Source organism: Rhizobium sp. Leaf384, from assembly GCF_001424065.1.
In the GTDB taxonomy this organism is placed as follows: Bacteria; Pseudomonadota; Alphaproteobacteria; order Rhizobiales; family Rhizobiaceae; genus Ferranicluibacter.
In genome coordinates this window covers 471,299-495,899 of the sequence record NZ_LMQE01000001.1, presented here as the reverse complement: position 1 = coordinate 495,899, position 24,601 = coordinate 471,299, and the positions used below count along the sequence as shown (strand labels likewise).

Here is a 24,601-nt window from a genome sequence, read left to right as displayed (position 1 = left end):
GACACGCATTCCATGACCGGTGGGGGAGGAGCCCCGCCGGCATGTCGATCATGTCTCGGGAGGACATCATGACGCGTATCACGTCGCTTCTGGCAGCCACGACGCTTGCCGCAACCCTTTTCGCCGGCGTTGCGCAGGCGGACTATCCGGAACGCACCATCACCATGGTCGTACCGTTCGCCGCAGGCGGACCGACCGATACCGTCGCACGCCTCGTCGCGGAATCCATGTCGAAGGATCTCGGTCAGCAGGTCATCGTGGAAAATGTCGGCGGGGCCGGCGGAACGCTGGGGGCCGGTCGCGTGGCAAGCGCGGATGCCGACGGCTACACGGTGCTGCTCCACCATATCGGCATGGCCACCAGCGCCACGCTCTACCGCAAGCTCGCCTATGACACGTTGAACGCCTTCGACTATGTCGGCCTCGTCACCGAGGTGCCGATGACCATCGTCGCCCGCAAGGATCTGGAGCCGACCGATCTCAAGGGGCTCGTCGACTACGCCAAGGCCAACAAGGACACGGTGACGGTGGCCAATGCGGGCATCGGCGCGGCTTCCCATCTCTGCGGCATGCTGTTCATGAGCGCCATCGAAACGCCGCTCGTCACCGTGCCCTACAAGGGCACCGGCCCGGCGATGACCGATCTCCTGGGCGGCCAGGTCGACATCATGTGCGACCAGACGACCAACACGACGAAGCAGATCCAGGGCGGCACGATCAAGGCCTTCGCCGTAACCTCGCCGGCCCGCCTCGATATCTTCCCAGACCTGCCGACGGCTGTCGAAGGCGGCCTGCCGGGCTTCGAGGTCGGGATCTGGCACGGCGTCTACACCCCCAAGGGCACGCCGCCGGAGGCCATCGCCAAGCTCGAAAGCTCTTTGCAGAAGGCGCTGAAGGACCAGAACGTCGTCGCCCGTTTCGCCGAGCTCGGCACCAAGCCGTCCTCGGAGGCCGACGCGACGCCGGCCGCCCTCAAGGCCAAGCTCGAAGGCGAAATCGCCCGCTGGAAGCCGATCATCGAGAAAGCCGGACAGTACGCCGACTGATCCGCGCGGAACGCACCGTGACGCGCCCTTTCCGCATGGACGGCGGAAAGGGCTTCATCGGATGGCGCGACCGGGCGCGGTCTGCCGCATCCGTGTGCAACGCCGGCGATCGCAGCGCCTGGGGGGCGCCGCCCGTTCGGCTCATTGGGGAACGATCATGAAACCACGCAGTCTCGACCGGACGAATGCGCTTTGCGGCCTTCTGTTCATCGCCCTTGGCCTCTTCTTCGTGGCGCAGTCGTTGTCGCTCGATCTCGGCACGACCTTTCGCATGGGCCCGGGCTATTTCCCGCTGGTCCTCGCTCTGTTCCTGACCGGCCTCGGTCTCGTCATCCTCGTGCAGGCGATGCGCACGCAGAGCGATCCGATGGAGCCTCTGGCCTGGCGCGGCATGCTGTTCATTCTCTCGGCACCCATCGTCTTCGGCCTCACGGTCCGGGGCCTCGGCTTCGTGCCGTCCCTGTTTCTGGCCGCTTTCATCGCGGCTTTCGCCTCGCAGCGGATGAAGCCTGTCGGCGCGATCGTCCTGTCGATCGCGATCACGCTCTTTTCCGTCGCCGTCTTCAGCTATGCGCTGGGCCTTCCGTTCGAACGCTTCGGCCCCTGGCTGCGGTTTTAAGGATCTTCGACCATGGATCTCTTCAGCAATCTCGCGCTCGGTTTCGCGACGGCCGGCACGCCGGCAAACCTTCTCTTCTGCCTCATCGGCGTTCTGCTCGGCACGCTGATCGGCGTTCTCCCCGGCATCGGCGCGACCGCCACCATCGCCATGCTGCTGCCGATCACCTTCCAGCTGGAGCCGGTCTCCTCGTTGATCATGCTGGCCGGCATCTATTACGGCGCGCAATATGGCGGCTCCACTACGGCCATTCTCATCAACATGCCGGGTGAGTCCTCGTCCGCCGTCACCGCCATCGACGGCTATCAGATGGCCCGTCAGGGCAGGGCGGGGGCAGCCCTCGCCATCGCGGCGCTCGGCTCTTTCTTTGCAGGCACCGTGTCCACCTTCCTCGTCGCCATCTTCGCCCCGCCGCTGACCGCCGTCGCGCTGCAGTTCGGCGCGGCCGAGTACTTCTCGCTGATGGTCGTCGGCCTCGTGTCCTCGATCGCGCTGGCCCACGGGTCCATCGTCAAGGCGCTGGCCATGGTCTCGCTCGGCCTGCTGCTCGGCCTCGTCGGCACCGACATCTATACCGGCACGCCGCGCTTCACCCTCGGCATCCGGGAATATGCGGACGGCCTGAACTTCGTGGCCGTTGCCGTCGGCGTCTTCGGCGTGGCCGAGATCCTGCGCAATCTCGAAGGGGAGATGACCCGGACCGTCCTGATCAGCAAGGTCACCGGCCTCATGCCGACCCGGGACGATTTTCGCCAGATGGTCGGGCCGGTCCTGCGCGGCACGGGCATCGGCTCGGCGCTCGGCATCCTGCCCGGCGGCGGCGCCATCCTCGCGGCCTTTGCCTCCTACACCGTGGAGAAGCGCATCTCCAAGCATCCGGAGGAATTCGGCAAGGGTGCCATTGCCGGGGTCGCGGGCCCGGAATCGGCCAACAATGCCGGTGCGCAGACCTCGTTCATCCCGCTCCTGACGCTCGGCATTCCGGCCAATCCCGTCATGGCGCTCATGGTCGGCGCCATGATCATCCAGGGCATCGTGCCCGGGCCGAACGTCGCGGTCGAGCAGCCGGCGCTGTTCTGGGGCATCATCGCCTCGATGTGGATCGGCAACCTGATGCTGGTGGTGCTGAACCTGCCTCTGATCGGCCTCTGGGTGAAGCTGCTGACCGTGCCCTATTACGTGCTGTTCCCGATCATCATGGCCTTCTGCGCCATCGGGGTCTACAGCGTCAATTCCAACGTCTACGACCTCTACGCGGTCGCCTTCTTCGGCATCGCCGGCTATCTCCTCGTCAAGCTGCGCTGCGAACCGGCTCCCCTGCTGCTCGGCTTCGTGCTTGGCCCGCTGCTCGAGGAGAACCTCCGGCGCGCCATGATCCTGTCGCGCGGCGATCCCTCGACCTTCGTCACGCGGCCGATCAGCGCCGGTCTCCTGCTGCTGGCCGCCGCGGTCCTCGTCGTGGTCTTCCTGCCGAGCATCAAGGCCAAGCGCGAGGTGGTGTTCCAGGAGGAAAGCTGATCCTCGCACTGGATCGTCAGCCGTGTCGCATAGGAAAAAGGCGCCATCCTCGCAGGGTGGCGCCTTTCGCGTGAAATGCCCGCACGTGGCGGTCGGCAATCGGGAAATGACAAAGGCGGACGCGCGTCGCGACCATCGGGGCGGCTGTTTGCGCGTTAGGGTTCTCTGTTCCCCCTGGGGATCGCGATGCCCACGAGCATCAGAACGAGAAACGCGAGGAACACGCTCCCGACAATCCGGAGATCGACCGCTTCGGACAAAATTTGACCTGCCGTCAAATAACCCCGACGCGCCGATGCGGGCCGGGGTTCGATGTCTGAAGGACAGGGGGACGTCTCGCAGCGCGCGTCCGGCGCGCCGAGCGTGCGCCTCAGGCCTTGAAGAGCTTGTAGTCCGGGAAATGCTTTTCGAACTTTTCCGGCCAGCTCTTCAGCTTCGAGCGGCCCTTCTGCCATTCCCCGGCAAAGCGCAGTTCGATGTAGCGCAGCGTCGCCGCCAGCGCGAAATGGCCGGCGTTGAGCTTGGCGCTGGTCTTCGGCAGGTTCGCGTCGAGGAAGTCGAGCGCGCGCTCGACCTTCTCCCACTGGCGCTCGATCCAGGGTTCGTGAACCTTTTCCGGCGGATGGAAGCGCTTTTCATAGACGATGGCGAGCAGGCTGTCGCAGATCCCATCGCAAAGCGCTTCGAGCACCTCGACCTGGACCCGCTTCTCGGGATTGCGCGGGTAGAGCATGCCCTTCGTTTCCCGATCGATGAAGTGCATGATCACACTGCTGTCGAAAATGGCCTGGCCGCTGTCGAGCAGCAGCGTCGGGATCTTGCCGAGCGGATTGCTCGCCAGCAGGTCCGGCGGGTTGGAGTTCGTATCGGTCAGCACGCTCTCGGCCGGCAGGCCGGCGTAGTGCGCGGCCATGCGAACCTTGGTGGAATAGGGCGAGGCGGGGGAATAGAGGATCTTCATGGGTGCACCATCGGTGTTCTCGAGAGGGTTCGGGTTTGGGAGAGGGTCGAGGCCGCGCCCGTCATCGGCGCGCTGCGGCGGGAATGGTCAGGTCGCGCGCCCGGCAGCCGCCGCGATCGACGTCGGGGCAGGCCCGGAAGGCCAGGTCGCGGGTGAAACAGATGCGGATTTCGTCCAGCCGCTCGTCGCCGCAGGTCACCGCGACACCCTGCGCGCTCATGCCGGGATTGGCCGCGACCAGGGCCGTCTCGATGGCGGCCGGGCTCAGTCGCCGCCGCGCATCGGCATCGTCGATGGTCGATGGGATGCGCACCCGCTCGCGCGCGGCTCGCAGCACGGTGAAGTAATCGCGCTGGCCGAGCCCCGAGCAGGTGCCGTGCTTGCGCCACTGATGACCGATCAGACCCATGGACGGGATGATGTCGAACAGTCCGCGCCCGAGCGCATCGGGAACCCGGTCGCCTTCGCGCGAGGGGCAGAAGGCCGGAAAGCCGCGCTCGTTCTGGGGCCAGAGCCCGTGGACGATGAAGCGGTAATCGCGGTCGCCGTTGCACTGCGCGGTCCGTCCCGCGCGGTCGTTCTGCGCGCACCATGTGGGCGACCAGGAAAGCGAGAGGACGTAGAAATCGAAGCCGCTGCCGATGGGCACCGTCCGGGCACCCGGCAGCGTCTGTCCGGGTGCGGACCTGTCGGCTTTCCGCTCATCCTGTTTCGGTAGACCCGATCCGGGCGAACGCGCGGGCACCTGCTGCAGGATGGGCGGCGTCGCCGTGGCCGTGGCCGGCGCCTGTCCTGCAGCCGGTCGTCCTGCAGCGGGTCGTCCCGCATCAGGTGCCTGCGGCTCCGAAGGGTCCTCGCCGCAGGCGGATAACAGCAGCGTCGCAACGAGCGTCGCCGTCGCCAGGAGGAGGGAATAGCGCGTGCTCACGCGGCCGTCCTGCATGCCGGACGGCACGGCGCGCGACGGCCGGGCGGTGGGGGATTCGTCGTCATCGTCGTCTCCCGTCTCTGCCTCTGGCGCGCCTCTGTGCGTCGCCGGAGATTGCGTCGTCCCGGTATATCGCGTCAAGCCGCGGCGAAACATTCGCCGCCGACGTGGTTCGGTCAGGCGTCGTCGTCGTCGGCCGCGACGTCGCGGTCCTCGCCCCGCAGCCAGATGGCGCGGGCGGAGGCGAAGCGATCCTGCTTCAGGCGGTCTTTCAGGAAGGGCAGCAGCACGTCCAGCTCGCCCTTCAGCGTGAAGGGCGGATTGACGATGATGAGGCCGGTCCCGGTCAGCCCGGTGGTGCCGCGGTCGCTTTTGACCGTCAGTTCGCAGCAGAGCATCTTCGGAATGTTCAGGGCCGTCAGGCTTTCATGAAACGCGGCGATCGGTGCGCCCTGCTTCAGCGGATACCAGAGGCAGAAGGTGCCGCCGGGAAAGCGGCGATAGGCCTTGGCGAGACCCTTTTCCAGCCGCTCGTATTCGCCCGCCTCTTCGAACGGCGGATCGACCAGAACCAGCCCGCGCTTCTCCTTAGGCGGCAGATGCGCGCCCAGCGCCAGCCAGCCGTCGAGTTCGGTGATGCGGCTCTGGTAGTCGCCGTCGAACAGACGGTGGAGGGTCTCGTAATCGTCGGGATGCAGTTCCATCGCCGACAGCCGGTCCTGCGGCCGCATCAGCATGCGGGTCAGCTTCGGAGAGCCCGGATACCGCGCAAGGCTGCCGTCTGGCCCAAGATCTGGCCCGCGATCCGAATTGAGCGCGGCGACCGCGTCGAGATAGGGCGCAAGCAGCGGCTGGACCGCAGCGGGGAGTGGGTCCGCCATCAGGCGGCCGATGCCGTCGCGCCATTCGCCGGTCTTCTGCGCTTCCTCGCTCGAGAGATCGTAGAGCCCGATGCCGGCATGGGTATCCAGCACGCGGAACGCTTTGTCTTTCTGCTTCAGATAGGTGACGAGGCGGGCAAGCACCGCATGCTTCAGCACGTCGGCGAAATTGCCCGCATGGTAGATGTGCCGGTAATTCATGATCTCTGGTGATCGCCTCGATGAAATCTTGAGATGCACGGGGCAAAGCGCTTTGTGCTGCTGGGGCGATGTCCTATAGAAAACCCATGAACCTTGCGACCCCCATCAAAGCGGAAAACGCGGTCGGACATTCCGTCTGTCCGCATGATTGTCCCTCGGCCTGCGCGCTCGAGGTGGACCTGACCCCGGACGGCCGGATCGGCCGGCTGCGCGGCGCCTCGGCCAACACCTACACGGCCGGCGTCATCTGCGCCAAGGTGGCGCGCTATTCCGAGCGCATCTACCATCCAGGCCGCCTGCTCGTGCCGCAGCGCCGGACCGGCGGGAAGGGCGGCGGGACGTTCCAGGAGATCTCCTGGGACGCTGCGCTCGACGAGATCGCGGAGGCCTTTCTCAAGGCGGAGGCGCGGCATGGCTCGGAGGCCATCTGGCCGTATTTCTATGCCGGCACGATGGGGCAGGTGCAGCGCGACAGCATCGAGCGTCTGCGCCATGCCAAGCGCTATTCCGGCTTTTTCGGGTCGATCTGCACCAATCCCGCCTGGACCGGCTTCACCATGGGCACCGGTGCCCTGCGGGGTCCGGATCCACGCGAAATGGCCCTGTCGGACTGCGTCGTCATCTGGGGCACCAATGCGGTTTCGACCCAGGTCAACGTGATGACCCACGCGATCCGCGCCCGCAAGGAGCGCAAGGCCAAGATCGTTGTCATCGATATCTACGACAACCCGACGATGAAACAGGCCGACATGGCGCTGACCGTGCGGCCGGGGACGGATGCGGCGCTCGCCTGCGCCGTCATGCACATCGCGTTTCGCGACGGCCACGCGGACCGCGCCTATCTCGCCACCCATTCCGACGACCCTGAGGGCCTGGAGGCGCATCTGCAGAGCCGCGACCCCGCCTGGGCGTCGGAGATCACCGGCCTGTCGGTCGAGGAGATCGAGGCCTTCGCCCGATTGGTCGGCACGACGCCGAAGACCTATTTCCGTCTCGGCTACGGCTTCACGCGCCAGCGCAACGGTGCGGTCGCGATCCACGCCGCCGCGAGCGTGGCGACGGTGCTCGGCGCCTGGAAGCACGAGGGCGGCGGCGCGTTTCACTCCAACAACGACATCTTCCGTTTCGACAAGCGCGCGCTGATGGGCACCGCCATGGTGGATCCCGATATCCGCATGCTCGACCAGTCGCAGATCGGCCGCGTCCTCACCGGCGACGCGGAAGCCCTGCGCCATCGCGGACCGGTCACAGCGCTGCTGATCCAGAACACCAACCCGGTCAACGTCGCGCCCGAGCAGCGGCTGGTGACCCGCGGCTTCCTGCGCGATGACCTGTTTGTCGCGGTGCACGAGCAGTTCATGACCGATACGGCCAAGCTCGCCGATATCGTGCTGCCGGCCACCATGTTCCTCGAGCATGACGACCTCTACCGGGGCGGCGGCCACCAGCATATCCTGCTCGGGCCGAAGCTCGTCGAGCCGCCACCCACCGTGCGCAGCAACCTCTTTGTCATCGAGGAACTGGCAAAGCGTCTCGGGGTCGCCGACCAGCCCGGCTTCGGGCTCGACGAGCGCGAGCATATCGACCGCATCCTGGTCAATCACGGCAGCGGCTATGCCCATCTGAAGGCGGTGAAATGGCTGGATGTGCAGCCGGATTTCGCCACGGCGCATTTCCTCGAGGGGTTCGGTCATCCGGACGGCCGTTTCCGCTTCCGGGCCGACTGGACCGGCACGCCCGCACCCAACCGCCCGCCGGCCGCCGTCGGTCTGCTCGGGCCGGTCGACGGTCTGCCGATCTATCCCGACCATGCGGATCTGATCGAGACCGCCGATGCCGATCACCCGTTCCGCCTGGCGACCTCGCCCGCACGCTCCTTCCTCAACTCGACCTTTGCCGAAACGCCCGGCTCGGTGCAGAAGGAAGGTCGGCCCGAGGTGATGATCCATGCGCAGGACGCCGCCCGCCTCGAGATTGCGGAGGGCGACATCGTTCGGCTCGGCAATGTCAGGGGCGAGATCCGCCTTCACGCCCGGCTTGGCGGAGGCGCGCGTCCCGGCGTCGTCATCGCCGAGGGGCTCTGGCCGAACGCTGCCCATCTCGACGGCGAGGGCATCAATGTGCTGACCGGCGCGGACAGCGTCGCGCCCTATGGCGGCGCGGCCTTCCACGACAACCGTGTCTGGCTGAGACGCGACGAGACCCCGATCGACGCCACGGCCACGCTGACGAGAACACCTGCATGAGCAAGTTCAAGACCGCGCAGATCGAGATCCTGAAGGACGAAACCCTGTCCAGGAACTGGTACCACCTGCGCAACATCACCTTCCGCTACACCGATGCCGAAGGCCGTGCGAAGGTGCTGAAGCGCGAAACCTACGATCGCGGCAATGGCGCGACGATCCTGCTCTACGATCCCCGGCGCGATCTCGTGGTCCTCGTCCGCCAGTTCCGCGTGCCGACCTATGTCAATGGCGGCAGCGGCTGGATGCTCGAAACGCCGGCCGGTCTTCTGGATGGCGACGCGCCGGAGGATGCGATCCGCCGCGAGGCCATGGAGGAAACGGGCTACCGCGTCGGCGCCGTCCGCTCGCTCTTCAAGGCCTACATGTCGCCCGGCGCCGTCACTGAAATCGTCCACTGCTTTGCCGCGGTCATCGATATCGAGGATCGCGTGGAGGATGGCGGTGGTCTCGCCTCCGAGGACGAGGACATCGAGGTGGTGGAGCTCGATCTCGATGCCGCGATGGCGATGATTGCCTCCGGCGAGATCTGCGACGGCAAGACGATCATGCTGCTGCAATGGGCGGCGATGAACCGCGAGAGCCTGCGATAGACGCCGCGGCGTGTCGGACGAGTATGCCGACGTCGCCTTGCCCCGCGGCAACGGTCGTGATGCCAGAAGCACCGCCATCCCGGATGGCCGGCCTCAGCCGCCCGTCCCGAATGGTGGCCTCAGCCGTGCATCCGCACCTCGCCGCATGCCACCCGCCGCAGGGCCTCGGCATAGGTGCGGTGCTCCACGGCGAGCACGCGGGCAGCGAGCGTTTCCGCCGTGTCGTCGGAAAGCACGGGAACGCGCGTCTGCAGGATCACGGGACCTTCGTCCATGCCCTCGGTGACGAAATGCACGGTGCATCCGGCTTCGGTGCGTCCCGCGTCCAGCGCGCGCTGGTGCGTGTGCAGGCCCGGGAAGTCCGGCAGGAGGGACGGGTGAATGTTGAGGATCCGGCCGTCGTGACGGCTGATGAAGGCGCTGCTGAGCAGGCGCATATAGCCGGCAAGGCAGAGGAGGTCCGGCCGAAGCGTATCGACATAATCGAGAATGGCGGCCTCGTGGGCTGCCTTGTCGGCAAAGTTGCGCCGCTCGAAGACGGCGGTGGGGAGGCCGCGGGCCGCTGCCTTTGCCAGCCCGCCGGCCGTGGCGCGATCGGAGATCACGCCGACGATCTCGGCCGGATAGTCGGCCGCAGCGCAGGCATCCGCCAGCGCGAGCATGTTGGAGCCGCCGCCGGAGATGAAGACGACGACGCGCTTTCGCGGCGGCGGTTCGCGCGGGATCGTTGCGTTCACAGCGCCAGCGTTCCCTGGTAGACCACGCCCGGTGCGCCCTCGCCACGGGCGATCATCCGGCCGAGGCGGAAAACCGTCTCGCCTTCGGCCGCAAGGGCTGCCGCGACGCTGTCGGCGGCGTCGGCCGGAACGACGGCGATCATGCCGACGCCGCAGTTGAAGGTGCGCAGCATTTCCGGTGCCGCCACGCCGCCGGTGCGGGCAAGCCAGGCGAACACGGGCGGCGCCTTGACGGCGGCAAGGTCGATTTCGGCCGCCAGATGCTTCGGCAGCACGCGCGGAATGTTCTCCGGAAAGCCGCCGCCGGTAATGTGGGCGAGTGCCTTGATGCTGGCGGTCTCGCGGATGACCTTCAGGAGCGGCTTCACATAGATGCGCGTCGGCGTCATCAGCACGTCGGCGAGCGTCGCGCCATCGGTGCCGGCGCCGAAGGGGGCCGGTGCGTCCCAGGCGAGCCCCGAGAGTCCGACGATCTTGCGCACCAGCGAATAGCCGTTCGAGTGGACGCCCGAGGAGGCGAGGCCGAGGATCACGTCGCCCTCGGCGATGTCGCCGGACGGCAGCAGGCGGCCGCGCTCGGCGGCGCCGACGGCAAAGCCCGCGAGATCGTAGTCGCCGCCCGAATACATGCCGGGCATCTCCGCCGTTTCGCCGCCGATCAGCGCACAGCCCGCATCGCGGCATCCCGCCGCAATGCCCGCGACAATGGCCGCACCCTGATCGGGGTCGAGCTTGCCGGTCGCGAAATAGTCGAGGAAGAACAGCGGCTCCGCGCCCTGCACCACGAGGTCGTTGACGCACATGGCGACGAGGTCGATGCCCACCGTGTCGTGCGTGTCGGCGTCGATGGCGATCTTCAGCTTGGTGCCGACGCCGTCATTGGCCGCGACGAGGATCGGATCGGTGAAGCCGGCCGCCTTGAGGTCGAACAGGCCGCCGAAGCCGCCGATCTCGCCATCGGCGCCGGGCCTGCGGGTGGAGCGGACATGCGGCTTGATCTTCTCGACCATCAGGTTCCCGGCGTCGATATCGACGCCCGCATCGCTGTAGGTCAGACCGTTCTTTTCCGACTGGCTCATGTTTGGCTCTCCACGCACCCGTTCAAGCCCTGCGATTGACATGTGGTGCGGGCAAGTGCAAGCGCGCAAGGCGCGGCGCGGGGCTTTTTCCCGCACGGATCGCGTCCCGATCCGCCTCCGTGGCCCGCGCGTCCCGGGATGCGCGCCCGGGATGGCGTTCGCAAGCCCATCCCAGGGATAGCCGCGGGGATAGCCGCGGGGATAGCCGATCGCGGGCGCTTGACCGGCCGCCTTGCACCGTCCTATCTCGCACCTATCTCACTGCAGGCGAGACCCTGGGGGAAAGCGGACCCGGGCCGCCGCGGCATCAAAGGATCGGAGCGTCAGATGGCCACCATGTTCAGCGGGAAGGGACTTCGCCGCCAGGCCGTCTTCTGGGCGGTCGCGCTCGGCCTGTTCATCGCCTTCCTGTTCGTCTTCTCCTCCATCCTCCTGCCGTTTCTCGCCGGCATGGCGCTTGCCTATTTCCTCGATCCGATCGCCGATCGGCTGGAGAAATGGGGCCTCAGCCGGATGATGGCGACCATCGTCATTCTCGTCGGCTTCATCGTCGTCTTCGCGCTGTCGCTCGTCCTGCTGATCCCGATCATCTTCACGCAGGCCTCCGATTTCATCGCCAAGATCCCGGATTACGTTGCAAGCTTCCAGGATTTCCTGGCAAGCCCGCACGCCGATCTGCTGCCGGACTGGCTGCAGAGCCAGTTGCCGGCGATCCGGCAGAACTCGGCGCGGCTGCTTGCGCAAGGGGCGAGCTTCCTCGGTACGCTGGTGCAGCAGCTCTGGAACTCCGGCGTGGCGCTGCTGGACATCATCTCGCTGTTCGTCGTCACGCCCGTCGTCGCCTTCTACCTGCTGCTCGACTGGGACCGCATGGTGGCCAAGGTGGACAGCTGGATCCCCCGCGGCCAGCTGTCCACCGTCCGCCAGATCGCGACCGATATGGACAGTTCCATTGCCGGTTTCGTTCGCGGGCAGGGCTCCCTCTGCATCATCCTCGGTCTCTACTACGGCATCCTCCTCACCGTCGCCGGGCTCAACTTCGGCCTGCTGATCGGCTTCTTCGCCGGCATCATCAGCTTCGTGCCCTATGTCGGCTCCATGGTGGGCCTGGTGCTCGCGGTCGGCGTGGCGCTCGTGCAGTTCTGGCCGGACTATGTCTGGGTCGGCGTCGTCGCCTGCATCTTCTTCTCGGGCCAGTTCCTCGAAGGCAACATCCTGCAGCCCAAGCTCGTCGGCAGCAGCGTCGGCCTGCATCCGGTCTGGTTGATGTTCGCGCTGCTCGCCTTCGGCTCGCTGTTCGGCTTCGTCGGCCTGCTGGTGGCAGTCCCCGCCGCCGCAGCGCTCGGTGTCCTCGTGCGCTTCGCCCTGGCGCGCTATCTCGAAAGCGACGTCTACCACAGCCCGCCGACGCACGCGACGATCGAGGCCCAACCGAACGTACCGCACAGCCTGACATGAACCGCCGCGACGACCAGTTGCCGCTGCCCCTCGGGCACGCACCGCAGATCAGCCGGGACGACCTGCTCGTCTCGTCCTCGCTGGAAGCGGCGGTGGCGATCGTCGACCATTGGCCGCAATGGCCGTCGCCGGTGGTGGTGCTGGTCGGCCCGCCCGGGTCGGGCAAGTCGCATCTCGCCGCCATCTGGGCCGGAACGTGCAAGGCCGTGGCCATCGACCTCCAGCCGGGCACGCAGGCGCCCGAGATCGCCGCCGGAAGCCCCGTCGTCTACGAGGACGCCGACCGGCGCGGCTTTGACGAGACGGCGCTCTTTCACGTCATCAACAGCGTGCGCGAGAACGGAACCTGGCTGCTGATCACGGCCCGCAGCCGGCCTGCCGCCTGGGGCGTCCGCCTGCCGGATCTCGCCTCGCGCCTCAAGGCGGTCACCGTGGTGGAGACCGGCGAACCGGACGACGACCTGCTCGGCCAGGTCCTGATGAAGCTCTTTGCCGATCGCCAGCTTTTCCCCGAGGAGAAGCTCATTGCCTATCTCGTCGCCCGCATGGAGCGCTCGCTCGAAACCGCCCATCGCACCGTCGCGGAGATGGACCGGCTGGCGCTCGCCCGACAGACACGGATCAGCCGGGCGCTGGCTGCCGAAGTGCTTGAAAAAATTGGTAATGCAGGGGATACGCAGGAAATCCCCGGCGAGGACGATTGACTGTCACAGTTCCGTCGTCAAACTCGTCTAGCAGCGTTTCAGGATAGCGCATGAGGGAGCGGGACATGGACACGACGACAGCTGCGGCAAAAACGAGCACGGCGCCGGCCAACCCGACCGACAAGACCACCCCCGCCAAAGGCGCTGGCGACAAGACGGCGGGCGCGAAAACAGCGACCCCGGCCGGCGTGGGCGAGGACGGCATCGACCTCCTGAACAGCCCGGAACGGTTCATCAACCGGGAGTTTTCCTGGCTGCAGTTCAATCGCCGCGTGCTGGAGGAAACGCTCAACACCGCCCATCCGCTGCTGGAGCGCGTCCGCTTCCTGTCGATCTCGGCGGCCAATCTCGACGAATTCTTCATGGTCCGCGTTGCCGGCCTCGAGGCGCAGGTCCGCCAGAGCGTCGTCGTGCGCAGCCCCGACGGCAAGACGCCGGCCGAGCAGCTGGGTGACATCCTCAAGGAGATCAACACGCTGCAGATGGAGCAGCAGGCCTCGCTCGCCGTGCTACAGCAGTATCTCGCCAAGGAGGACATCCTCATCGTTCGGCCGGTCTCGCTCTCGGCCGACGACCGGGCCTGGCTGGAGACGACGTTCGACCAGTCGATGTTCCCGGTCCTGACCCCGCTCTCCATCGACCCGGCGCATCCGTTTCCCTTCATTCCCAATCTCGGCTTCACCATGGGCCTGCAACTGGTCAGCCGCTCCGGCCGGGAGCCGATGACGGCGCTGCTGCGCCTGCCGGTCGCGCTCGATCGCTTCGTGCGCCTGCCGGACGTGCACGCCACCATTCGCTACATCACGCTGGAAGACGTGGTGGGCATGTTCATCAGCCGCCTGTTCCCCGGCTACGACGTCAAGGGCGCGGGCACGTTCCGCATCATTCGCGACAGCGATATCGAGGTCGAGGAAGAGGCGGAAGATCTCGTCCGCTTCTTCGAGACCGCGCTGAAGCGCCGTCGCCGCGGCTCGGTCATCCGCATCGAGATCGACTCGGAAATGCCCTTGGAGCTGCGCCGCTTCGTCATCTCCGAGCTTGCCGTGCCGGAAAACCGCGTGGCCGTGCTGCCCGGCCTGCTGGCGCTGAACACGCTGTCGGAAATCACCAAGGCCCCGCGCGAGGACCTGCGGTTCGCGCCCTACAATGCGCGATTTCCCGAGCGCGTCCGAGAGCACATGGGAGACTGCTTCGCCGCCATCCGCGAAAAAGACATGGTGGTTCACCACCCCTATGAGAGCTTCGACGTCGTTGTCCAGTTCCTCCATCAGGCTGCGCGCGACCCTGACGTCCTTGCGATAAAGCAGACGCTCTACCGGACCTCCAACGACAGCCCGATCGTGCGCGCGCTGATCGACGCGGCGGATGCCGGCAAGTCGGTGACGGCGCTGGTGGAGCTCAAGGCGCGCTTCGACGAGGAGGCGAACATCCGCTGGGCGCGCGATCTGGAGCGTGCCGGCGTGCAGGTCGTCTTCGGCTTCATCGAGCTGAAGACCCATGCCAAGATGTCGATGGTCGTGCGGCGCGAGGAGGGGAGGCTGCGGACCTACTGCCACCTCGGCACCGGCAACTATCATCCCGTCACCGCCAAGATCTATACCGATCTCTCCTTCTTCACCTGCTCGCCCGTCGTCGGCCACGACATGGCGAACATCTTCAACTTCATCACCGGCTATGGCGAGCCCGAGGCCGGGATGAAGCTGGCGATCTCGCCGCACACGCTGCGTCCGCGCATCCTCCAGCATATCGAGGAGGAGATCGCGCATGCCGGGGCCGGTCGCCCGGCATCGATCTGGATGAAGATGAATTCGCTGGTCGATCCGGAGATCATCGACGCGCTCTACCGCGCAAGCCGCGCCGGCGTCGAGGTCGAGCTCATCGTCCGCGGCATCTGCTGCCTGCGTCCGCAGGTGCCCGGCCTGTCGGATAACATCCGCGTCAAGTCGATCGTCGGGCGCTTTCTCGAGCACAGCCGCATCTTCTGTTTCGGCAATGGCCATGCTCTTCCCTCCGAGCATGCGCTTGTGTATATCGGCTCGGCGGACATGATGCCGCGCAACCTGGACCGGCGTGTCGAGACCCTCGTACCTCTCGTCAACCGGACCGTGCACGAACAGGTCCTGTCGCAGATCATGCTGGCAAATCTTATCGATAATCAGCAGAGCTACGAAATTCTCGAGGACGGCACCTCGCGACGGATCTCGGTGTCCAAGGACAGCGAGCCGTTCAATGCGCAAGTCTACTTCATGACCAATCCCAGCCTGTCCGGCCGGGGCGAGGCCCTGAAGTCGAGTGCGCCCAAGGTTATCGCCGGCTGGGACAGCGACCGCAGAAAGTAAAGCTGGACCCGTATGGTAGAATCCGAAGCTCAGGGGCGCTTGCCTGGCATCGCTCCTGTTTCCGTCGTCGATATCGGGTCCAACTCGATCCGGCTCGTGATCTATGAGGGCCTCAACCGTTCGCCTGCGGTCCTGTTCAACGAAAAGGTCATGTGCGGCCTTGGCAAGGGCATCGACGCCACCGGGCAGATGGACGCCGAAAGCGTCGAGCGGGCCCTGAAGGCGTTGCACCGCTTCAAGGCGCTGGCGACCCAGGCGCGCGCTTCCACCGGCTTCGTGCTGGCGACGGCGGCCGCGCGCGATGCCTCCAACGGTCCCGACTTCATCCGCCGCGCCGAGCACATTCTCGGACAGAAGATCCGCGTCCTCTCGGGCGAGGAAGAGGCCTATTTCTCCGCCCTCGGCATCGTCAGCGGCTACCATGATCCCGATGGGGTTGTTGGCGATCTCGGCGGCGGCTCGCTGGAGCTGGTCGATGTCGTCGGCCGCACGATCGGCACCGGTATCACGCTGCCGCTCGGCGGCATCCGCCTGTCGGAACATGCCGGCGGATCGCTGGAGCGGGCCCGCGCCTATGTTCGCAAGACGGTGAAGAACGTCGACGTTCTGAAACGCGGTGCCGGGCGCAATTTCTATGCCGTCGGCGGCACCTGGCGCTCCATCGCCAAGCTGCATATGGAGCTCAGCGACTATCCGCTGCACATGATGCAGGGCTACGAGATGAGCTTCGAGGAGGCCATGAACTTCCTGCCGGAGGTGATCGAGCCCAAGGACGTCAAAATCCCCGCCTTTGCCGCGATTTCGCGCAGCCGCCGCAATCTCTTGCCGTATGGCGCAATCGCGCTGCAGGAGACGATCGCGCTTCTGAAGCCCGCGCGCATCTCGTTCTCGGCGCTCGGCGTGCGCGAAGGCTATCTGTTCTCGCTGCTGTCGGAGCAGGCCCGCAATGCCGATCCGCTGCTGACGGCCGCCTCCGAACTCGCCATCCTCAGGGCTCGATCGCCCGAGCATGCCCGCGAACTGGCCCAATGGACAGGGCGGGTCCTGCCGGTTTTCGGCGTCGAGGAAACCGAGGAAGAGGCGCGCTACCGCCAGGCCGCCTGCCTGCTGGCCGACATTTCCTGGCGGGCGCATCCCGACTATCGCGGGCTGCAGGCGCTGAACATCATCGCCCATTCCACCTTCTCCGGCATCACCCATGCCGGCCGCGCCTATATCGCGCTTGCCAATTATTACCGGCATGACGGGCTGAACGACAACGGCGCCACCAGCCCGCTCTCCACCATCACCCCGGCGCGCATGCTGGAACAGGCCAAGATCCTCGGCGCGCTGTTGCGCGTGGCCTATCTCTTCTCGGCCTCGATGCCGGGTGTCGTGCGGAACCTCACGATCCAGCCGTCGACGGCGCCGAACATCGATCTCGATTTCGTGGTGCCGGCAGCCTACAGCGAATTTGCCGGAGAGCGCCTCGAAGGCCGCCTGCAGCAGCTGGCCAAGCAGACCGGCAAGCGCATCGCCTTCCGGTTCCAGTAGTCCCCGATCTTGACGGGGAGGGCGGTGCAACCATCCTCCCCGTCTTGCGGGCCCGACTTGCCGGCCCGACTCGCCGGCCCATCTTGCCAGCAAGTCGCCGAAGGCCGGTCGCCGGCCTATTCGGCCTTGAGGAACTCGGCCACGTCGAGCAGCACGAATTCGTTGTCATCGGCCTTGTCCAAGGCGCGGCCGGCCGAGAACGGCAGGTTGTTGTCGTTGCCGACGATGATGTGGGTGTCGTCGATCCGGTCGACGTTCTCGATCGTGACGAAAGGCATGCCGTAGACGCCGGGGGTGCCGCCCTGCCGGTTCTTGCCCTCGGGGTCGGCAATAGCGAGGAGATCGATATAGCCGATCTTGCGGACGGCCTTGCCCACATTCGCCGCGCTCATGTCGATCTTGTAGACGCGCTTCAGCTTGGCCGGGGTCGCAAAGCAGTCCGGCTTCGGTGCCTTCGGATCGGCGCACGCCTTGTCGGGCGTTCCCGCGCCGTTGTCGCGCTCGATCACCAGGGCGGTTTTGTCATCCAGCATGTTGAAATCGCCGATCGCCTCGCCGCCGCTTGCCAGAGGATAGAGCCAGCTGCGACCCGTCCATGCCTTGCTGGCGGCATCGAGTTCCAGGATGCGGAGCGCCGGATGCCCGTCCGCCTGCTCGACGGTCGCGGCGTCGGTCCAGATCGGGCCCTCCAGCAGGCCGTAGAGCTTCGTGCCGTCCGGCGAAAGGGCGAGCCCCTCGAAGCCGCCGGAGCGCTTCAGATTGAACGTCGGCATCGGCTTCGACGGGTCCGCCTGGACCGTGAGGACGGGATTGTCCGGCGATAGCACCGGCTTGTCCCCGGATACCGTCGGCACCACGTCCGTCAGGCGTCCGTCGCGCGTGAATTTCAGGATCCATGGGCCGAATTCCTCGCCGACGAAGAAACCGTCGGCCACCGGCTGGATCGATTCGACGTCGAAATCGGCCCCGGTCAGATAGCGCTTCGCCGCGCCTTCCATGACGATCGGGAAGGGGGCTTTCCGGTCGGGGTCGGACAGGAACACGGTCTCCAGCGGAGTGACCGTGCCGGCAGCCCAGTCGATGCGGATATGGTGGAGCATGAGCATGGCGTCGCTCGAATTGAGCTTCGACCCGAAGCCGTTGTCCGACAGTGTCCAGAACGTGCCGTCGCCGACCGCCTTGATGCCGGAGAAGCCCTGCATCGGCTGGCCGTCGAACGGCAGCGACAGCCCGGTCGGGCGGACGCCATCCTTGCCGGGAACCGTGGCGAGGCCGGACGCGCGCTTGCGATCCGGGGTCGTGAACTTGCCGGACGTCTGCAGGTGCTCCGGTGCATCCGCCGGCGCCTTGATGATGGTCTCGGCGGGCAGGACGGCCTGTCCGGCGAGCGTGGCCGGAAACTGCCGCTCCTCTGCCTTGGCGGCTGTCGCGAAGGCCGCAGAGGCCAGCAGGAGGGCCAGGGTCGCGGTGGCTGAAAATCGCATGTCGGTATCCTCGGTCATGAAACGAACGAGACAGCGCGTACAGGCACCGAATGATAACGCCGCGACGGTTTGATGACGGATGCATGACGTCTCGCGGTCGGATGGAGGCCGGCCCGCTGGCCGGCTCCGGCATCAACCCCGCGACAGGGCGGCCCAGCGGCCGGGCGTCATGCCATGGGCCGTCTTGAAATGCCGGGTGAAGTGCGCCTGATCGGCAAACCCCGTCTCCAGGGCAATGTCGGCGAGCGGTCGCCCCGCGCGGATGAGGGCGCGCGCCTTCTGCAGCCGGCGCATGACCAGGTAGCGATGCGGGCTCGTGCCGAGGCGCGCGCGAAACTGGCGGGCGAGGGCGAAGCGGCCGAGCCCGGTCACGGCTTCCAGATCCGCCGATGTGACGGGCTGGCCATGACAGGTCTGGAGAAAGTCGCAGGCGCGCCGCACGGCCGTTTCGTCGACCCTGACCCCGCCGGCCTGCCGCAGTCTCGCGTGCCGCGACAGTCCGTCGGCGACGGCGCTGAGGAGTTCCGCGCAGTGGAGATCGTCGAGCTCGCCGTCAAGGTCGCGCATCGCATCCGCAAGGCTTGCCCAAAGCGCGGGATCCGAGAAGACCGGCGACGCCACGAACGGCAGATCGCGGCGGCCCAGCGCGTCGATCAGCCGTTCGGGCGGCAGATACAGCATCCGGTAGCGCAGCCCATCCTCCGTCGCGGCCCCGCCGTCATGCACCTCGTCGGGATGCAGGACGATGATGTTGCCCGGTGCGCTGTAGCGCACCTCGCCGCGGTAGCGAAACGTCTGGACGCCGTGCAGCGTCAGACCAAGCGCATAGGTGTCGTGCCGGTGGGGCGCAAAGGCATTGCCGCGAAACGCGGCTTCGATGCGCTCGATGCCGGTCCCTTGCGCGATGCGGATGCGGTCCGTCATCGGCGCGGCGGTGGGCGATCCGCACGAACGTTCAAGATCGCCGCCTGCGCCATCGGCTAGAGACGCAGCGGGCGCAGTCGGCGCCCTGTATCCGAGAATGGAGTTCGCCGTCATGTTCGAAACCAAATTCGTCATCGTGTTGCGCGAGGATCTCGCCGTCTGGCAGAAGCTGAACGTCACCGCTTTTCTGACGAGCGGCATCGTCGGTGCAAAGCCCGACCTGATCGGCGAAGCCTATCGCGATGCCGACGGCAACGTCTACAATGCATTGAGCGTCCAGCCGATCATCGTCCTGTCGGCAGGGGCAGACCTCTTGCGCACCATCCTCGCCCGGACGCTAGAGCGCGACGTCCGGTCGTCGCTCTATATCGAGGAGATGTTTGCCACCGGCCACGACGCGGCCAACCGGGCGGCGTTTGCAGCGTTCGCACCCGACCGCGCCAAGGTCGTCGGCCTTGCCTTGCATGCCGACAAGAAGATCGCCGACAAGATCGTCAAGGGCGCGAAGCTTCACCCGTAGAGGCGGCACTGGCCCAAGCGGCACTGGTCCAGCCAGCACCCACCCGAGCGGCACTCGCCCACGCGGCATTGGAGGACCGCCCGGCGCAAAGGCCGTGGATCAGAGTTCCACGGCTTCGATCTTGCGGTCCACGAAGCGCAACGCCACATCGCCCTGGATCAGCTTCAGCGCGATGTCGCCGAACAGCTCGCGACGCCAGCCTTTCAGCGCGCCGACATCGGCTTTCTCGCCTTCGGAGGCGATGCGTTCGATATCGTCGCTGTTGGCGATGATCTTGGCGGCGACGCCCTGTTTCTCGGCAACGAGCTTCAGCAGGACCTTGAGCAGTTCGATCGCGGCGGCGGCGCCTTCGCTCGTCTGGTTCTGGCGGGGCAGGCGCGGCATGTCGGCCTTGGGCAAGGCGAGCGCCTCGTTGACGGCCTCGATGATCGCGCCGCCCGCGCTGGAGCGTTCCCAGCCCTTGGGCACCGTGCGCAGCCGCGACATGGCCTCGGCGTCCTTCGGCTGCTGCTGGGCGATCTCGTAGAGCGCGTCGTCCTTCAGCACGCGGCCGCGTGGCACGTTGCGGGATCTCGCCTCGCGTTCGCGCCAGGCGGCGATGCGCTGCAGCACGGCAAGCTCGATCGGCTTTTTCAGCCGCATCTTCAGCCGCTGCCAGGCATCGTCCGGATGCATGTCGTAGGTCTCGCGCGATTCGAGCACTGCCATCTCTTCCGTCAGCCACAGCGAGCGGCCTTCGCGCTCCAGCTCGGCCTTGAGGTGGTGGTAGACGTCGCGCAGATGGGTGACGTCGGCCAAGGCATAGTCGAGCTGCTTGTCCGTCAGCGGCCGGCGGCTCCAGTCGGTGAAGCGTGAGGACTTGTCGATATGCTCGCCCTTGATGCGGCTGACGAGCTGGTCGTAGGAAACGCTGTCGCCGAAGCCGCAGACCATCGCCGCCACCTGCGTGTCGAAGATCGGATGCGGAATAAGGCCGCCGAGATGGAAGATGATCTCGATGTCCTGCCGCGCGGCATGAAACACCTTGATGATCTCGGGATTGGCCATCAGCGCGAAGAACGGGGCGAGGTCGAGGCCCTTGGCGAGCGGATCGACGATCACGGCGATATCCGGGCCCGCCATCTGGATCAGGCAGAGCTGCGGCCAGAACGTCGTCTCGCGCAGGAATTCTGTGTCGATCGTCAGATAAGGCGCCGTCGCCAGCGTGTCGCAGGCTGCCTGCAGCGCCGCAGTCGTATCGATAATGTCCATCGGATCTCCGGGGATGTGGAGGCGGGTTTTCTTTCTCTTCTCTTTTGATGCGGGGATGTCAACCAAGCGACATGAAAAAGCCGCGATTCGGCAGGCGCCGACCTGCCGTCAGACGATCCGGAGAAACGAGGACATGCCCGTCTTCTGATGCTCGATGATGTGGCAATGAAGCATCCAGTCCCCGGGATTGTCGGCAACCAGCGCAAGTTCCGCCTGCTCGTCCGGCTGCAGCAAAATCGTGTCCGTCGGCGGCGGCAGGATGGTGCGCTTGTTCGACGACAGGATGTGGAACGTCAGCCCGTGCAGGTGGATCGGATGCGCATGCGGCGTGCGGTTGGCGATCTCGAAGACGTAGCTCTGTCCAAGCTTCAACTCCGCGAGCGGCGCGACCGGGTCCGGCGTATCGCCCGGCCACGGCACCTTGTTGATGGCCCAGAACGTATAGCCGAGCGAGCCACAGATGCTGGTCCCGGCGGTGTGCTCGGCCGTTGCCGTGACGTCGAGCGGAATGCGCTGCGCGGACGCGATGTCCGGATGCGCGATCGGGTTGGCCGCGAGCGGCCCGGCATCGCGCTGGTCGCGTTTCAGCGACGCACCGCGCGCGACCAGCGTCGCGATGGTCCAGGGGTTGGAGCCGCGCAGGTTGCCGATCGTGACGACCTGCCCTTCGCCGTCCGGCATGCGCACGACGATATCCGCCCGCTGGCCCGGCCCGAGGTCCAGCGTATCGAGCAGCCGCGGGGCCGCAAGCGCATTGGAATCGAGCGCGAGAATGGCGGCGGGCGCGTCGATGCCGAGCGTATAGATGCGCGTGACGTCGGTTGCCGCGATCCGCAGCCGCACCAGTCCGCCGGCCGGTGCCTCGAATTGCGGGGCGCGCTGCCAGTTGGCGGTGCGCACCGTGCCATAGGTGCCGCCGCGCGCCGCGTCGCGGGGTTTGAACGGTGCGATGAACGCTCCGTCGGCGCCAAGCCGCCAGTCGCGCAGATTGAGCACGATCTCCGCGTCGAAGACGGGATCATCCGGCGTCTCGACCACGATGACGCCGGTCATGCCGTGGCCCATCTGGGTCAACGTGTTGCAATGGGGATGATACCAGAAGGTGCCGGCATCGGGCGGGGTGAAGGCATAGTCGAAGGCGTCGCCCGGATAGACGTAGGCCTGCGTCATCTCCGGCACGCCGTCCATCGCATTCGGGATGCGCAGCCCGTGCCAGTGCACGGTGGTCGGCTCGTCGAGTTCGTTGCGCAGGCGGACCGCAAACGGCTGGCCCTTCCGCATCCGCAGGATCGGCGGTGCGCCGGATGGCGCGGCTTCGTCGCCGAGCGCCCAGGTCATGACGCGCGTCTCCGCGCCGCCCTCCACAAGCTTTGCTGTGCCGAACCGGGCGTTGAGCGCCAGGGGTGCCGCCGTGCCGGCACGCGCGGCGAGGCCCGCGCCGAGCGCGAAGGAGGCGGCGGTGGCGGCACTGGCTTTGAGAAGCGTTCGACGGGTGAGGGCAGGCATGATCCGGTCCACAGGCAATTTTCGCCCTTCCATAAACTTGATTGCACCGTTCAGCAATTGCCCGCCCGCCTTTCCGCCCAGCGGGCCCGCCTTTCCGCCCGGCCGCGACGTCGCACCGGTCGCGGCCGGCTCCGGCAGAGGTGCGGCGGCGGCTGTCCCCGACCTGCCGGCCTTGACAAATCGGACCTGTCATGCGCTTTTCCGCGCGATTTCGACGCCGCCGGGACCGTGGAACGGTTTCCCGTGTGCGGCACATTGACAGTTCCAGGAAACGCCCATGCACCGTTACCGCAGTCACACTTGCGCCGCCCTTCGCCAGACCGATGTCGGCGCAAACGTTCGTCTCTCCGGCTGGGTGCATCGTGTCCGCGACCATGGCGGCGTGCTGTTCATCGACCTGCGCGACCATTACGGCCTGACCCAGGTCGTGGTCGATCCCGACAGCCCGGCCTTCAAGACGGCCGAAGCCGTGCGCGGCGAATGGGTCATCTGCATCGACGGCCGGGTGAAGGCCCGCACCGCCGAAACGATCAACAAGACGATGCCGACCGGCGAGATCGAGCTTTATGCCGAAGGCATCGAGGTTCTCTCCGCGGCCAAGGAACTGCCGCTGCCGATCTTCGGCGAGCCGGATTATCCCGAGGACGTGCGTCTCAAGTACCGCTTCCTCGACCTGCGCCGCGAGACACTGCACCGCAACATCGTCAAGCGCACGCAGATCATCGCCGACATGCGCAACCGCATGAACGCGGAAGGCTTTGCCGAATACACGACGCCGATTCTCACGGCGTCCTCGCCGGAAGGTGCGCGCGACTTCCTCGTGCCGTCGCGCATCCATCCCGGCACCTTCTTCGCGCTGCCGCAGGCCCCGCAGCAGTACAAGCAGCTGCTGATGGTGGCCGGCTTCGACCGCTACTTCCAGATCGCGCCCTGCTTCCGCGACGAAGACCCGCGCGCCGACCGCCTTCCGGGCGAATTCTACCAGCTCGACGTGGAAATGAGCTTCGTCGAGCAGGAAGACGTCTGGAGCACGATGGCGCCCGTCATCACGGGCGTGTTCGAGAAATTCGCCGACGGCAAGCCGGTGACCAAGGACTGGCCGCGCATTCCCTACGACGTCGCGATCCGCAAATACGGCTCCGACAAGCCCGACCTGCGCAACCCGATCGAGATGCAGGTCGTGACCGAGCATTTCGCCGGTTCCGGCTTCAAGGTCTTTGCCAACATGATCGCGTCCAACCCCAAGGTCGAGGTCTGGGCGATCCCGGCCAAGACCGGCGGCTCGCGCGCCTTCTGCGACCGGATGAACGCCTGGGCGCAATCCACCGGCCAGCCGGGCCTCGGCTACATCTTCTGGCGCGCCGAAGGTGAAACGGTCGAAGGCTCCGGCCCGCTCGCCAAGAACATCGGCCCCGAGCGCACCGAAGCGCTGCGCGTGCAGCTCGGCCTTGAAGCGGGCGACGCCTGCTTCTTCGTCGCCGGCGATCCTGCCAAGTTCTACAAGTTTGCCGGCGAAGCCCGCACGCGGGCCGGCGAGGAGCTGAACCTCGTCGACCGCGACCGGTTTGAGCTCTGCTGGATCGTGGATTTCCCGTTCTACGAATGGAGCGAGGAGGAAAAAAAGGTCGACTTCGCCCACAACCCCTTCTCCATGCCGCAGGGCGGGCTCGAGGCGCTGGAAACCCAGGATCCCTTGACGATCAAGGCCTATCAGTACGACGCCGTCTGCAACGGCTTCGAGATCGCGTCGGGCTCCATCCGCAACCAGTCGCCCGAGCTGATGGTCAAGGCGTTCGAACTGGTGGGACTGTCCAAGCAGGACGTGGAAGACCGCTTCGGCGGCATGTACCGCGCCTTCCAGTACGGCGCCCCGCCGCATGGCGGCTGCGCCTTCGGCATCGACCGCGTGGTCATGCTGCTCGTCGGTGCCAAGAATCTGCGCGAAATCTCGCTGTTCCCGATGAACCAGCAGGCCCAGGATCTGCTGATGAACGCGCCGAGTGAAGCCACGCCGACGCAGCTGCGCGAACTGGCGCTGCGCGTCGTGCCGCAGCCGAAAAAGGACTGAGGGCACAA

At 66.4% G+C, this 24,601-nt stretch carries 20 protein-coding genes; 11 read left to right on the top strand and 9 right to left on the bottom strand.

Annotated elements, in window-relative coordinates; all coding sequences use genetic code 11:
- Window positions 1-68 precede the first annotated feature (68 nt).
- The 3 genes from ASG25_RS02405 (at window position 69) to ASG25_RS02395 (ending at window position 3,183) form a co-directional block, all read left to right on the top strand.
- A complete protein-coding gene (locus ASG25_RS02405; RefSeq protein ID WP_062471948.1) occupies window positions 69-1,046 on the top strand; it encodes a tripartite tricarboxylate transporter substrate-binding protein in 978 nt (325 codons plus the stop codon).
- Window positions 1,047-1,203: 157 nt separating this feature from the next.
- Window positions 1,204-1,665 carry a tripartite tricarboxylate transporter TctB family protein gene (locus ASG25_RS02400; protein WP_062471945.1) on the top strand — a complete coding sequence of 154 codons (462 nt, stop codon included), beginning with the start codon at window positions 1,204-1,206 and terminating at the stop codon, window positions 1,663-1,665.
- A gap of 12 nt (window positions 1,666-1,677) precedes the next feature.
- Window positions 1,678-3,183 (top strand): tripartite tricarboxylate transporter permease, encoded by a 1,506-nt coding sequence (locus ASG25_RS02395; RefSeq protein ID WP_062468744.1) that lies wholly within the window; start codon window positions 1,678-1,680, stop codon window positions 3,181-3,183.
- 370 nt (window positions 3,184-3,553) lie between these two features.
- Here ASG25_RS02395 and ASG25_RS02390 read toward each other — a convergent pair whose 3' ends face one another.
- From ASG25_RS02390 to ASG25_RS02380, 3 genes are all read right to left on the bottom strand, one after another.
- Window positions 3,554-4,144, bottom strand: coding sequence for a glutathione S-transferase (locus ASG25_RS02390; RefSeq protein WP_062468740.1), 591 nt, complete (start codon window positions 4,142-4,144; stop codon window positions 3,554-3,556).
- 61 nt (window positions 4,145-4,205) lie between these two features.
- Window positions 4,206-5,072, bottom strand: coding sequence for a ribonuclease (locus ASG25_RS02385; RefSeq protein ID WP_244479294.1), 867 nt, complete (start codon window positions 5,070-5,072; stop codon window positions 4,206-4,208).
- Window positions 5,073-5,248: 176 nt separating this feature from the next.
- Complete coding sequence (locus ASG25_RS02380; RefSeq protein ID WP_062468737.1) at window positions 5,249-6,154, bottom strand: 23S rRNA (adenine(2030)-N(6))-methyltransferase RlmJ; 906 nt, start codon at window positions 6,152-6,154, stop codon at window positions 5,249-5,251.
- 68 nt (window positions 6,155-6,222) lie between these two features.
- Here ASG25_RS02380 and ASG25_RS02375 point away from each other — a divergent pair, with 68 nt between their 5' ends.
- Window positions 6,223-8,400, top strand: a complete 2,178-nt coding sequence (locus tag ASG25_RS02375; RefSeq protein WP_062468733.1) for a molybdopterin oxidoreductase family protein — start codon at window positions 6,223-6,225, stop codon at window positions 8,398-8,400.
- The gene (locus tag ASG25_RS02370; RefSeq protein WP_062468728.1) at window positions 8,397-8,990 is read left to right on the top strand and encodes an NUDIX domain-containing protein; all 594 of its coding nucleotides are present in this window, start codon (window positions 8,397-8,399) and stop codon (window positions 8,988-8,990) included. Before ASG25_RS02375 ends, ASG25_RS02370 begins: the two co-directional genes overlap by 4 nt.
- 119 nt (window positions 8,991-9,109) lie before the next feature.
- Here the strand turns inward: ASG25_RS02370 and purN are convergent, their stop codons facing one another.
- The gene (purN, locus tag ASG25_RS02365) at window positions 9,110-9,727 is read right to left on the bottom strand and encodes a phosphoribosylglycinamide formyltransferase (protein ID WP_277996157.1); all 618 of its coding nucleotides are present in this window, start codon (window positions 9,725-9,727) and stop codon (window positions 9,110-9,112) included.
- A complete protein-coding gene (gene purM, locus ASG25_RS02360; protein WP_062468721.1) occupies window positions 9,724-10,806 on the bottom strand; it encodes a phosphoribosylformylglycinamidine cyclo-ligase in 1,083 nt (360 codons plus the stop codon). Before purM ends, purN begins: the two co-directional genes overlap by 4 nt.
- 327 nt (window positions 10,807-11,133) lie before the next feature.
- Here purM and ASG25_RS02355 point away from each other — a divergent pair, with 327 nt between their 5' ends.
- From ASG25_RS02355 to ppx, 4 genes are all read left to right on the top strand, one after another.
- The gene (locus tag ASG25_RS02355) at window positions 11,134-12,264 is read left to right on the top strand and encodes an AI-2E family transporter (protein WP_062468716.1); all 1,131 of its coding nucleotides are present in this window, start codon (window positions 11,134-11,136) and stop codon (window positions 12,262-12,264) included.
- A complete protein-coding gene (hdaA, locus tag ASG25_RS02350) occupies window positions 12,261-12,968 on the top strand; it encodes a DnaA regulatory inactivator HdaA (protein WP_062468712.1) in 708 nt (235 codons plus the stop codon). Before ASG25_RS02355 ends, hdaA begins: the two co-directional genes overlap by 4 nt.
- 188 nt (window positions 12,969-13,156) lie before the next feature.
- Window positions 13,157-15,307 (top strand): RNA degradosome polyphosphate kinase, encoded by a 2,151-nt coding sequence (locus ASG25_RS02345; protein WP_062471933.1) that lies wholly within the window; start codon window positions 13,157-13,159, stop codon window positions 15,305-15,307.
- Window positions 15,308-15,319: 12 nt separating this feature from the next.
- Complete coding sequence (ppx, locus tag ASG25_RS02340) at window positions 15,320-16,840, top strand: exopolyphosphatase (protein WP_062468709.1); 1,521 nt, start codon at window positions 15,320-15,322, stop codon at window positions 16,838-16,840.
- Window positions 16,841-16,956: 116 nt separating this feature from the next.
- On the opposite strand, the gene ASG25_RS02335 is transcribed toward ppx, so the two are convergent.
- Window positions 16,957-18,324, bottom strand: coding sequence for an esterase-like activity of phytase family protein (locus ASG25_RS02335; protein WP_062468706.1), 1,368 nt, complete (start codon window positions 18,322-18,324; stop codon window positions 16,957-16,959).
- A gap of 132 nt (window positions 18,325-18,456) precedes the next feature.
- On the bottom strand, window positions 18,457-19,248 hold the full coding sequence (locus ASG25_RS02330; protein ID WP_062468703.1) for an AraC family transcriptional regulator: 792 nt from the start codon (window positions 19,246-19,248) through the stop codon (window positions 18,457-18,459).
- A gap of 112 nt (window positions 19,249-19,360) precedes the next feature.
- Between ASG25_RS02330 and ASG25_RS02325 the strand changes: the two genes are divergently transcribed.
- Window positions 19,361-19,768, top strand: a complete 408-nt coding sequence (locus tag ASG25_RS02325; protein WP_062471931.1) for a DUF2000 family protein — start codon at window positions 19,361-19,363, stop codon at window positions 19,766-19,768.
- 99 nt (window positions 19,769-19,867) lie between these two features.
- Here the strand turns inward: ASG25_RS02325 and rnd are convergent, their stop codons facing one another.
- Together rnd and ASG25_RS02315 are read right to left on the bottom strand one after the other, a co-directional pair.
- Complete coding sequence (gene rnd, locus ASG25_RS02320; RefSeq protein ID WP_062471925.1) at window positions 19,868-21,013, bottom strand: ribonuclease D; 1,146 nt, start codon at window positions 21,011-21,013, stop codon at window positions 19,868-19,870.
- A 114-nt stretch (window positions 21,014-21,127) separates the two neighbouring features.
- Window positions 21,128-22,525, bottom strand: a complete 1,398-nt coding sequence (locus ASG25_RS02315) for a multicopper oxidase family protein (protein WP_062471922.1) — start codon at window positions 22,523-22,525, stop codon at window positions 21,128-21,130.
- Window positions 22,526-22,802: 277 nt separating this feature from the next.
- On the opposite strand from ASG25_RS02315, the gene aspS reads away from it, so the two are divergent.
- Window positions 22,803-24,593 (top strand): aspartate--tRNA ligase, encoded by a 1,791-nt coding sequence (aspS, locus tag ASG25_RS02310; RefSeq protein ID WP_062468699.1) that lies wholly within the window; start codon window positions 22,803-22,805, stop codon window positions 24,591-24,593.
- The last annotated feature ends 8 nt before the right edge of the window (window positions 24,594-24,601 follow it).